This is a genomic window from Tenacibaculum profundi (assembly GCF_052050075.1).
In the GTDB taxonomy this organism is placed as follows: Bacteria; Bacteroidota; Bacteroidia; order Flavobacteriales; family Flavobacteriaceae; genus Polaribacter.
This window is the reverse complement of record NZ_CP197225.1, coordinates 3,745,850-3,758,083: the sequence shown is the minus strand read 5'-3', so window position 1 is coordinate 3,758,083 and position 12,234 is coordinate 3,745,850. Positions and strand designations below refer to the sequence as shown.

9 protein-coding genes and 1 riboswitch are annotated in these 12,234 nt (G+C 30.5%); of the genes, 1 reads left to right on the top strand and 8 read right to left on the bottom strand.

From position 1 onward, the window contains the following. Nucleotides 1-77: 77 nt before the first annotated feature. The 6 genes from ACSIGE_RS15210 to ACSIGE_RS15185 all read right to left on the bottom strand — a co-directional run bounded on the left by ACSIGE_RS15210 (nt 78) and on the right by ACSIGE_RS15185 (nt 7,660). Nucleotides 78-1,181, bottom strand: a complete 1,104-nt coding sequence (locus ACSIGE_RS15210) for an efflux RND transporter periplasmic adaptor subunit (RefSeq protein ID WP_440880733.1) — start codon at nt 1,179-1,181, stop codon at nt 78-80. 15 nt (nt 1,182-1,196) lie between these two features. Continuing rightward, nucleotides 1,197-2,441: an ABC transporter permease gene (locus ACSIGE_RS15205; RefSeq protein ID WP_440880732.1), complete on the bottom strand. Its 1,245-nt coding sequence runs from the start codon at nt 2,439-2,441 to the stop codon at nt 1,197-1,199. Between the two features lie 2 nt (nt 2,442-2,443). Then, nucleotides 2,444-3,673 (bottom strand): ABC transporter permease, encoded by a 1,230-nt coding sequence (locus tag ACSIGE_RS15200; RefSeq protein ID WP_440880731.1) that lies wholly within the window; start codon nt 3,671-3,673, stop codon nt 2,444-2,446. Then, nucleotides 3,666-4,373 carry an ABC transporter ATP-binding protein gene (locus tag ACSIGE_RS15195; protein WP_440880730.1) on the bottom strand — a complete coding sequence of 236 codons (708 nt, stop codon included), beginning with the start codon at nt 4,371-4,373 and terminating at the stop codon, nt 3,666-3,668. The genes ACSIGE_RS15200 and ACSIGE_RS15195 overlap by 8 nt, the downstream gene beginning before the upstream one ends. Nucleotides 4,374-4,974: 601 nt before the next feature. Further along, a complete protein-coding gene (locus ACSIGE_RS15190) occupies nt 4,975-5,130 on the bottom strand; it encodes a hypothetical protein (protein WP_440880729.1) in 156 nt (51 codons plus the stop codon). Between the two features lie 631 nt (nt 5,131-5,761). Further along, nucleotides 5,762-7,660 carry a TonB-dependent receptor plug domain-containing protein gene (locus ACSIGE_RS15185; RefSeq protein ID WP_440880728.1) on the bottom strand — a complete coding sequence of 633 codons (1,899 nt, stop codon included), beginning with the start codon at nt 7,658-7,660 and terminating at the stop codon, nt 5,762-5,764. An 82-nt stretch (nt 7,661-7,742) separates the two neighbouring features. Next, nucleotides 7,743-7,936, bottom strand: a riboswitch (cobalamin riboswitch). 274 nt (nt 7,937-8,210) lie between these two features. Here ACSIGE_RS15185 and ACSIGE_RS15180 point away from each other — a divergent pair. After that, nucleotides 8,211-9,323 carry an ABC transporter substrate-binding protein gene (locus ACSIGE_RS15180; RefSeq protein ID WP_440880727.1) on the top strand — a complete coding sequence of 371 codons (1,113 nt, stop codon included), beginning with the start codon at nt 8,211-8,213 and terminating at the stop codon, nt 9,321-9,323. Between the two features lie 11 nt (nt 9,324-9,334). On the opposite strand, the gene ACSIGE_RS15175 is transcribed toward ACSIGE_RS15180, so the two are convergent. Further along, on the bottom strand, nt 9,335-11,239 hold the full coding sequence (locus ACSIGE_RS15175; protein ID WP_440880726.1) for an OmpA family protein: 1,905 nt from the start codon (nt 11,237-11,239) through the stop codon (nt 9,335-9,337). 31 nt (nt 11,240-11,270) lie between these two features. Beyond that, complete coding sequence (locus ACSIGE_RS15170; RefSeq protein ID WP_440880725.1) at nt 11,271-12,194, bottom strand: PorP/SprF family type IX secretion system membrane protein; 924 nt, start codon at nt 12,192-12,194, stop codon at nt 11,271-11,273. Between the last annotated feature and the right edge of the window lie 40 nt (nt 12,195-12,234).

Genomic DNA, 12,234 nt, shown 5'->3' with positions numbered 1-12,234 from the left:
AAAAAAAGTCCTGTAATGTACAGGACTTTTTTTATGAATGTAATTTCGAAGAGACTAGAACCTTGCTAACTTAAATTTTATTTTTCTTTTGATGCTTTATTCCAAACTTTAACTTCGTCGTTTTCTTTTAATCCTCCTAAGACTTCTACATTTACTCCATCAGATACTCCTAGCTCGAGGTTTTTCTTTTCAAAGTCGTCATTTTCATTAGTTTTAATTTCAACATAAGGCTTTTCTGTGTCCTTATCAAACCTAAGTAATGATTCTTTAATTGATAGAACACTATCTTTTTTCTCTAAAATAATGTTAGCATTAGCGCTATAACCTGCTCTGACAAAATGAGTATCATCTAAAAATACGTCAGCCTTTATTTTAAATTGAACAGCACCATTCTCTTCTGTCCCTTTTGGGGCTATAAAATTTAACTTTGCTGGGAATTTTTTTCCTTCAATCGCTCCAATAGAAACCTCTATATTGCTATTTTTTACTAATTTACCAACTTCAGATTCATCTACATTTCCTTCAAAAATCATTTTTGTCATATCTGCAATTGTAGCAATCGTTGTTCCTTCATTAAAATTATTGCTTTGAATTACTTGATATCCTTTTTTCACAGGTATCTCTACAATCATACCAGATGTTGTTGCCCTAATATTTGTATTCGCTGTTCTTCCTAATCCTGCTGTTGTACCTCTTTTTATAATATCCAAATCAGATTTAGCATTGTTTAAACCTTGCTTTGCATTATTAAAACTTAGTAGAGAATTTTCATAGTCCTGACCGGATATGACACCTTTATCAAATAGCTTTTTATTTCTATCATACTGTATTTTAGCATTTTCATAAGTTAACTGAGCATTCTTGACAATTCCGTTTGCAGAATTTAAAGACTGTACATTAGGTACTACTCTTATTGTTGCAATTAAATCTCCACTCTCAACAATTACGCCCTCTTCAAGATATACTTTTTCAATAATACCAGAAATTTGTGGTTTAATATCTACTTCTTCTAAAGGAATAACTCTACCTGTTGCCACCGCCTTTTTTTCAATAGTCGCTTTAAATGGTTTTTCTGTATCGTAAGTAACAATATTCTCTTTATTTTTTTTGCCTAACCAAATTAGAACAGTTATAAATAAAACTGTTATAATTACTAAAATGATTTTTGATCTTCTGCTCATAATTTATTAATTGTTTTATTCCTCTCTTAAGGCCTCTATTGGTTTTATTAATGTTGCCATATGTGCTGGTATTAATCCTATCAATGTACCTAGTATAATTAATATTGAAAATGAAATTATTATTATGGGGATATTCACCGTTGGATTTACTAATATTGGATTTTCTCCTGATGCTATCGTAGTATCTAATAAAAAAAGAATACCTCCTCCCAATATTATCCCTAACATACCTGCTATCGTTGTTAAAAAAACAGATTCTAATATAATTTGCCTTCTAATACTTGATGGAGTTGCTCCTAAAGCTCTGCGTATTCCAATTTCTTTTGTTCTTTCTTTTACAGTTATTAATAATATATTACCAATTGCAAAAACTCCTGCTATTAAAGTTGCAATTCCAACAAACCATGTCAAAAACTGCATTCCTTTCAAAAATCCATTTAGTTTATCTATTCTAGTTCCAAGATTAAATGATCCAAACGCTCTTTCATCATCAGGATGAACTTTATGCAAGGCTTTTAATGTTTGGATCATATTTTGTTCTATCTGTTCAATATCAATGTTCTTATTAGCAGTCACCATCATCCAGTCAATATTATTACTTGTATTATATATCTTTTTAAAAGTGGTAAAAGGAATGTAAGCCGTTTCTCCATCAATTTCAACACCACTTGACAACTTATAAATACCCACAACTTTATAGGTTACTTCATTAATTTTTATATACTCTCCTACTGGGTATTCATTTTTTTCAAAAAGTTGTTTATAAATATTTTCAGAAATAACACATACTTTTCTTGTATTGGTAATATCACTTTCATTTATGAACCTTCCATATACCAGATCTTTCTTTTGAATTTTATCCAATACTGGATAATCTCCACTAATTTTAAAATCTCCTGTCTTAAAATTTCTCATCAACCTACTGTTAGTCTGATTTCTAGGAGCTAATAGTTTTATTTCATCTTTATATGTACGTTTTAATATTTCAATATCATCAAAAGTTAGGTTTAGACTTCTACCTTTTTGAAAACCTTTAAAAGGTTTATCTGTTGCTTGAGTCCAGATAAAAACACTATTCGTTGCAAAGTCTCCAAATAATTTTTTAAAATTATTTTCCATTCCTCTTGCGGCTCCCAGTAATACGACCAAAATAAAAATCCCCCACAGAACACCTATAATTGTAATTACAGTTCTAATTTTATTTTTACGGATACTACCGTAAATTTCTTGCCATGTATCGGTATCAAATAAAAATTTCATAACTAATCAGCTCTTAGTGCTACAATTGGTTTTATCTGTGCGGCTTTTTTAGCAGGTAAATACCCAGCTATTAATCCTGATAAAATAAGAATAATAGTTGCAATAATTACGATTCTTGGGCTAACACTTGGATCTTTGATAAAGAACTCCTCTAAACTATCTCCTATGGCACTTAAAATATAGGTCCCTATTGACAAGCCAATGTAACCAGATAAAGCAGTAATTAAAATCGATTCTTGTATAACCATTCCAATAATAGATGCTGGTTGCGCCCCTAATGCTTTTCTTATACCAAATTCCTTTGTTCTTTCTTTAATAACAAAAATCATAATATTACTAATTCCAATAATTCCAGCAATTAAAGTTCCTGAACCAACAAAAATTACTATGAAATATAAGGCTAACATAAATTGATTTATTCCTTGATTTGCCTCAGCTAAGTTATGTACTGATAAGGCACTTTGATCATCTGGGTGAATATCAAGTTTGCTTCTCAGCTCTTTTTCCATTCTATTCCCTAATATAACAGCCTCACTTAAGCTTAACTTGGGATCGTAACCTATGTTAATTTGATCAATATATTCACTATTCCCATATAATCTTTGTGCTGTTGTAACTGGCATGTAAGCTATTCTTTCTTCATTATCTCCCCCCTCATCTGAGAAAACTCCCACTACTTTATATAAAATACCATTAATATTAATTCTTTTTCCTAAAGCTGGTTTTCCCCCGAAAAGATCTTTTTTTATAAGTCTCCCAATGACAACTACTTTCAACTTTCTCTGAAGATCTAGATCATTAATATATCTTCCTTCATCTATTATCGTCTTCTCTAAAAACTGATGATCTGGATGAACCGCTCTTAATGAATAATTATTTTTATTTCTTCCAAATGAAATATTAACATTCTTATAAATTCTTGCTGTTAAGTATTGAATTTTATTTTTATACTCCTTCTTTACAAAATCAAAATCTTTATTCTCAAGCTGAACTTTTCGTCCTGCTTGTAAACCTTTGTATGGTTTTGATGTTTTCCATACCCTTACAAAAATCGCATTTTGAGCATCGTCTACAAAAGCTGTTTTAAATTGGTTTTGAAGACCTGTTACAATTCCAAAAAGTAATGTGAATAACAAAATAGCAAAAGCTACTGTAAAACCTGAAAGAATTGAACGAAGTTTATTTTTTCTAATACTCTGAAATATTTCCCTCCAACGATCTAGATCAAACATAATTATGAGCTTTAGATCTTCCTGTATTTGTTAATTCATCACTTATAATAATTCCGTCTTTCAACCTTACGACCCTATCAGTCTGTTCAGCAACATCTTCTTCATGAGTAATTACAAAAACAGTCATTCCTTCATCATTAATTTCTTTTAATAAATCCATTACAGAATCAGTAGTTGTTGAATCTAGTGCCCCAGTTGGTTCATCTGCTAATACAACTATTGGTTTCGTTACCAATGCCCTTGCTATAGCAACACGTTGCTTTTGACCACCAGACAATTCATTTGGTAAATGATTTGCCCATTGCTTTAATCCTACTTTTTCTAGAAATAATAAAGCCGTTTTCAATCTTTCTTTTCTATTAACACCTTTATAGTAAAGTGGTAAGGCTACGTTTTCAAGTGCTGTCTTATAAGAAATTAAATTAAACGATTGAAAAACAAATCCCAAAAATTTGTTACGTAAAATTGCTGCCTTTTTCTCATTCAAATTTTCAATCGATTGATTATTTAAATAATATCTTCCCTCATCATGAGTATCTAACAATCCAACGATATTCAAAAGTGTAGATTTCCCTGAACCAGAAGACCCCATAATAGAAACAAATTCTCCTTCTTTTATATGAAGATTTAGTCCTTTTAAAACATGAAGAGAATCTTTCCCTATCGGATAAGATTTATGAAGATTTTCTATTCTTATCATTTATATTTTATTTTATGCCTAATAGCTTTTAAAAAGGTGAATGATATATTTTTACAACTAATTCATCAATCTCCTTAATACAAGACGTTTATATTAAATTAATGTTACACTAGGTATAAAGTATTTTATAAGTTTTTCAAAAATTAATACATGTTTAGAAAAACAACATATAAATAAAAAAACCATCAACGGTAAGTCTTTTTTTAAGTAACTTATTTTGCTCTTAAGAGAATTTAATTCTTATATACTTTCATTCTTTTCCTCCTCTGCCTGTCAGTGATAATAGTTTTCCTAAGGATAAATAGATATTCATTTCTTTATCCTCTAAAATAGATTTAATAAGATTTCCTGTGATATCGAAAACTTTATTAAACTATAAATCTACTGATTTGATAGAAGTCCTTCGTCTCTGCCCTGTACACCTAACTTTAAAAACTATTTAATTATTAATTCGATTGGTCTCAAGCGTTAATTATTCTTCTTCGTCAATACCTATAATTAAATAATAGTCTTTATATTCCAAACTATCACCAATATCACGACCTTCATTTGAACCCCTTAACATTTCACAATTATTACTAAAACGATCTGTACAAGTTGATTAAAAACCACCTAGGTTTTGTGAAATACGAGTTCGGTTACCAATTCCTTTATCATCTGAGTATAACACTTCGTTTTCGTATAAATAGAATCTAACCTTTACAGGTGTATTCATGTTGCCCCCTAAATCCTTTAATGCAATAGGATTTATAGTCATATTTCCTCCATATCTATTAATAACAGGTATAATATTATTCTTTTTTATTCGGTCGGTAAATTCGATACAATCATAACAGTCATTTGTTTGAGTTGTATTAACTAAATCAAATAATAAATCTACATCGAGAGGACAACCTCTATTAGATAAACGCCCATATTCATTAAGACAATCGTTCTGGTCATCATAAACATCATCTCCATCTGAATCGGTATCTACAAAAATCCTATTATTTCAATTATTATAAATATCAGAAATTGTAAAAAAACTTAACTCCATTAGTTATTGCTGTAGTTAAATATCCATTTTTGCCGCAATTAACTGCAAATCTTTGCGCCTTACTGGCATAATACCAACATTTGTAAACTTCAGTCTTTCCTAAGGAAATAGCTTTCTTCCAAAGTTTATGTTAAATAAATCTATAATCTTACTTCAATATTAGAATATTGACTCTATCCCAACAGGTCTCTCAACTTTATAGGTAATATAAAATTTATATGGTTTATTATGTTCTTATTTATAAATTCAGTACTTTGAATATAAATCAAATCATTATTTATAACTTTAGTCTAGCATTAAATAAAAGACAAAAAGAATATTACAATTAGTGTATTTTTATTGTTTATTTTTTTTAAAAGTTCAAACGAACTCCTATATTGTAATTTCTTCCTAAAGTTGTAAAACCAAAAACTTCTTGATAATCTTCATTGAAAATATTCGTAGCAACTAAAAACAATTTAACATTTTTGTTTAATTCGTGATTTGCTGAAAAGTTTAATAAAGAATATGCTTCTAATGGAACATTTACCGAAGGATAATTTCTAAAATCTGTATCATCTCTATCGCTAACATACTGATATGTTATACCAAAGTTTGTTTTTTTCAATCCATAATTTACTCCAGCATTTACTTTATGCTTTGGAATTCTTACTACCAAATCTTCGTTATCCGTGTAAGTATAATTTGCATTTACTTTTAAGTTATTTAAAATACTATAATTTACATTAAACTCAATACCTTGAATTTTTGCTTTACCTTGATTTATTGATTTAAAAGTGTTACTGTCAAACCCAATAATATTTTCTAAATCTCTATTAAAATAAACAGTATTTAAAACTAAACTGCCGTATTTGTACTCCACTCCTCCTTCGATTGTATTACTTTCTTGAGGTTCCAAATCTAAATTACCATATTGTACATCATATAAATTTTGAATTGTTGGTGCTAAAAATGCAGTACTATAAGAACCTAAAAACTTAACATAACCCTCTGGTAGTTTGATTCTATACGACGGATTAATATTATATACAAAGTGATTTCCATATTTATTATGAGTATTCAAACGTGCTCCTGCATTTACGTTTAATCCGAATCCAGAAACATAAACTGCATTCAAATAAGGATCGATTAGTCTCGTAATTGGAGATTCAGAATAATTTACTTTTGTTAAGCTAGTTGCCCCAAAAGGAGTATTAAAAGCATCAACAACTTCATTGTACTGAAAATTTAATCCTCCAACTACATAAAACTTATCGAATTGATGCTTAACAAAAGCATCAACGATATAGTTTTCAGATTCCATCGTCGCAGGATAACTTGTTTTTTCTCTATTAGCATTGTATCTACTATATGCTGCATTTACTTGAATACTTCCTTTTCTATAGGTGTATCTTGGGCTCACACTAAGTCTGTAACTCTTATCTAGTGTATTGTTTATTCCATCTGCAAAAGAACCAGCGTCAAAACTATTGTTAAATTCAGAATAACTACCAAAAGTCTTTATTGAAAACTTTTCTCTAAACTTATATCCTAATTTTATATTTGTAGCAATTCTTTGGAACGGGTCATCAATAAAAGTAGTCCCGTCCTCTGCTTTTGCTGAAGAAGTTCCGCGTGTGTCAAAAGATGAGAAATTTACTATGTAATCAAAATTTTCAATCTTACCATTTACATTTACCGAGCTTTGGATTGAAGTACCGTTACTTGATACTTGATCATTATTCGTTCCGCCAAAAATAGATAACGCCACGTTTGACTTTCCTGACTGAGCCTCTTTTAATTTAATATTAATTACTGCTGTTGCTGCTCCTGTTCCATATAAAGTACTTGCCGCTCCTTTTACAACCTCTATTGATTCAACATTACTTAAATCAAGATATCTCAAATCAAATGATCCTGAAAAGTTACCAGGATCAGAAACTTGTACTCCATCGATAAGAACTACAACCTCTTTCGATCTACCTCCTCTAATAAATAAATCAATGTTTTGTCCTGGAGAACTTGTATTTCCATTAATCTCAATTCCAGCAATACCATTAATTACATCTACCACGCTCCTCCCTGCATTATTTTCAATAATTTCTGGAGTAATTTTATGAATTACCTTTCCTGAATTTTCTTTTTTCAATTTAAATTTTGAATCAGAAATTACCACTTCATCTAATTCTACGTTTTTCACTTTCTCTTGAGCATAGCTACTCAACGCAAACATTGATGTTAAAACACTTAAACAAAGTACCTTTTTTTTCATCCTTAATTAGTTATTTTAAATTTTGTTATCAGGAAAAGTATGCATATAGCAATGCCATATCAAACCTTTATCCCGAAAGTTTGTTTTATACTGATAAATGGCAGGTCTCCTGGCTTGCGTCTTGTAATTTGCCTTCCCATTTGATAAAACAGTGGCTAAAGTTTAATTACAAGCATAATAGCTTACAGTTGCGGGAACAGCTTCGGATTTTTACCGAATTCCCTTTTAATTTTCTTCAAACGATTTTAAAGAAAAACCAAAAATCGCGGTAAATATATTCTATTATTTCATAACAACAACTAAAAGTCAACCTTTTAATTATTTTTTCAATAAATAAAAAATTAATTTTTTATTTATACATTATAACAAAAAGTAGCTTTTCTAAATAAGATATGTATACAGATACTTGAAAGTATTTTTTAATTGTATTTTATTGTTTATGTATATTTGTTAAGCTATTAAAATTATTGACCAATCTAATTTATCTTAATATTTTAATAATAAAAATATTAGGTTAGCTGTATCATAAAACACTTCAATCATCCATACTATGAAATATTATTTACTTCTTTTTATAACTCTTCATTCATTAGTACAATGTAAGAATCAAGCTAAAAAACACAAAAAAGAATTAGTAAATAAGTCTTTCATTAAATATGCAAAGGGATTTGATATTATCATTGATGGTAATGAAAAAAAATTAGTACTTAAAAGAATGTCTCAAGCATATAATAAACGACAAACTTTTATTTTAGGTAATGAAACAAATGTCTTTGAAAATAAAATAAAAGTTCCTATTCAATCGATAGTTCTAACAAGTACAAATCACATTCCGATCCTTGAATCATTAAATACTGAACCTTCTTTAATTGGATTTCCCAATACTCAATATATTTCCTCTAAAATTACCCGTGACAGAATAAAAAAGGGAAAAATAATGGAGTTAGGAATCAAACAAGAGATCAATACTGAAAAGCTTATAAACCTAAAACCTGATTTAGTGGTAGGCTATTCTTTACATCCAAATAATAAGCTTTATAAGTATCTAAAAAAAATAAACATCCCTGTTATTTTAAATAGTGATTGGTTAGAAGAATCTCCTTTAGGAAGAGCTGAATGGATTAAATTCTTTGGTGTGCTATACGGCAAAGAAAAGGAAGCTGACAGTATTTTTTCTAAAATAGAAAGTGAATATCTAAGGGTTAAATCCCTTGTTAAAGATTATAGAAATAAATCTACTGTGATATCTGGAAATATGTTTAAAGATGTATGGAACGTACCTGCTGGTAACAGCTATCTTGCTTTATTTTTTAAAGATGCTAATTTAAACTACGCTTGGAAAGATACGCAGGGTACAGGTAGTTTAAATTTAAATTTTGAAAGCGTTCTTGAAAAAGGCAAAAATGCTGACTTTTGGTTAAATTGTGGCTTATTTGAAACTATGGATCAACTAAAAAAATCAAATTATATTTTCAAAAATTTTAAAAGTTTTAACAACAATAACATCTATACAATCGCTCATAAAAAAGGAGAAACAGGTGGATTAATATATTTTGAGCTTTCTCCAATGAGACCAGACTTAGTTTTAAAAGATTTAATTAAAATCACAAATCCCTCTTTATTGGATAATTACGAATTAACTTTTTTCAGTAAGTTAAAATAACCCTAACTATCTTATATTCCTTTATATCCTTTTGTTATAAAAAAATAAGACCTTCTGTTTTGCTCATGTTCTTCTTCCGAACAATTTGATCCGCAATCATTCTGAGGCTGGCTCTCTCCATAACCTATCGCACTTTCTATACGATCAGGGGTAATACCTCTTGATAAAAGATATGATCGTGTAGCGTTTGCCCTCTGCTGTGATAATCGTTGATTAAATAATACTGAGCTCCTGTTATCTGTGTGAGATTCAATACAAATCACCATCGTAGGATGGCTATTCATTACACTAACAATATGTTCCAATTCATACTCAGCATCTGCACGGATAGCAGCTGACCCATAATCAAAATAAATAGGATTAATAACTATTTGATCATCAACTATTAACGAACGTAATGATATATTTACCTCAAGCGACTTCTTATCTTCATCAAGTGTGGATTGCTCTAATTGTCCTTGCTTGTAATCTGACTGTGATGCTACTACTGTAAAATCTTGATCACAATCAAGCTCTGTAAAATTATAAGACCCATTACTATCTGTTAACTGCTCTGATAGTGGTTCTCCTTTATTATTTATCAAACGAACTGAAGCCCCTGAAATCGCAGAACCTGTAACAGAATCACTTATAATACCACTTATTGACTCTTTACACTGATAGATACGAAAACTATAAATATCATCATCGCCTTTACCGCCATCCCTGTTTGATGAAAAATAACCCGCTTTACGAACATCATCTAAAATAAAACCAAAATCATCCATAGGACCATTTATTGGAGATCCTAAATTCATCGGTTTCTCGTAATCTGATCCTTCAATACTACTCTCAAAAACATCCAATGCGCCCAACCCTAAATGTCCGTCTGAAGCAAAATACAATCGGCTATTAGAACCAATGTAAGGAAACATCTCTCTACCTTCTGTGTTAATGATACCTCCCAAGTTCTCCGGAACTCCATAACTCCCATCTGATGAAATCGATACTTTATATAAATCAGTCTCACCAAAGCCCCCTGGCATATCTGACACAAAATAAAGCGTACTTTCATCAAAACTTAATGAAGGGTGACCCACTGAGTAATCATCATCATTGAAAGGTAATTCTTCTATCGCTCCCCAACTACCATCATTCTGTTTATAGCCTCTATAAATCTTCAATTTAGCGGTCTTGCTCTTATCTCCTGAAGTGTTATCTCTTGTAAAATAAATAATCGTACCTTCTTTATTGATAATTGCATTGGACTCGTGAAGGGAACTACTTAAAGAACTCAACTTCTCAGAGGATCCAACATTTAAACTAGCTCCTTCTTTTAACGGATCCTCTAATGACCTATAAATATTTAAATAAGGTTGATTATTCCACTTGTATAACTTCTTATTATCCGAATCGGGTTGGGTGGATGAAAAATATAAATACCCATCATGAACAAAACCTCCAAAATCTGAATATCTTGTATTAACAGCTATATTTTCAATATGAATATATGTCTTAGGACGATTGGTATAGTCTGAAAAATAACTCGTATTACCCTCTAATGATATAACCCTACTATCATCACTCTTTAAATTTTTTAACTTCAACAACCACTTATCGGAATCTATCGTGTTTCCTGTACTCTTTAACACTTGTGAATATCGAAATAAATGCTCCGGAGAAGCTACTCCCTGATAGTCAGACATTAAAACTTCGTAAAAATTAGACGCCTGAGCATATGATGAAATAAAATAATAAGAATCTGCCAACTTACTAATAACTTCATAAGAACGATCTCCTTTATCATAAAGTCCTTGATATAACTCCGCTGATTTACTGTAAGCATACTCTTCAAAGTAACGATCAGCAGCATAACGTCGTTGACCATAACTGCTAAAAAAAACAACTAATAATAGTATAACTATAATCCGTTTCATAATCTCCTGTTTTTGTAATTATTATATTATGTTAAAAAAATCTGGGTGATTTCACCGTTTGAGGTCTAAATAACTCATAACGCAATAAGAATTCATGGGTACCCGAATTATAATTACTATAATTCGATGTTGTTAAATCATAAGCATAACCTAAAGATAATGATCTGCTTACTTGAAAACCTAACAAAGCACTAATCGAATCATCCCAACGCCATGCAATACCTGCGCGAAACTTCTCATTGAATAAAAAGTTAGCTGAAACATCTAATGACAATGGTGCCCCACTAACAACCTTAGTTAGTAAAGCTGGTTTAAACTTGACACTTTTACTTAAAGCGAAAACATAACCCGCTATAAAAAAGTAATGCATACGCTCAACGGCAACACTACCTCCAGCTAAAGTGTCATCATAATGTTCTGTCCGTAAAATATTAGGAACAGCCAAACCTAAATACCATTTATTCGTATAATAATAAACACCTGCTCCTATCGTTGGTAAAAATCTATTAATAGGAACTGATAATTGTTCATCGCCCTTATCTCTGTAAATCCCCTTAGTCCAATCTATATTGAATAACCTTCCACCTAGTTTCAAGCCAAAAGATAAATTACCTTCCTTAGAAGTCCGCACTGTATAAGATACATTCGCATCTATATAAGTTTCACGTGAAGGACCTATAACATCATTTACCAAATTGATACCTAAACCAACTCCACTATAGCCTAATGGAGTATCATAACTTAAATTAAACGTCTGAGGAGCGCCTTCAATACCAACCCATTGGACTCGGCCTAATAAATTGATAACTCCATGTCCCTTAGAGCCTACATAAGCAGGATTAACACTCATCGTATTAAACATGTACTGTGTATAATGTGGATCTTGTTGACTATAAAGGGTAGCGCCTGTAAATAAAAGGCCTAGCATTATAAGGTTCTGTACTATCTTATTCATCTTCGTATACTTTAGGGGTTTATAATTATACTACACGTCT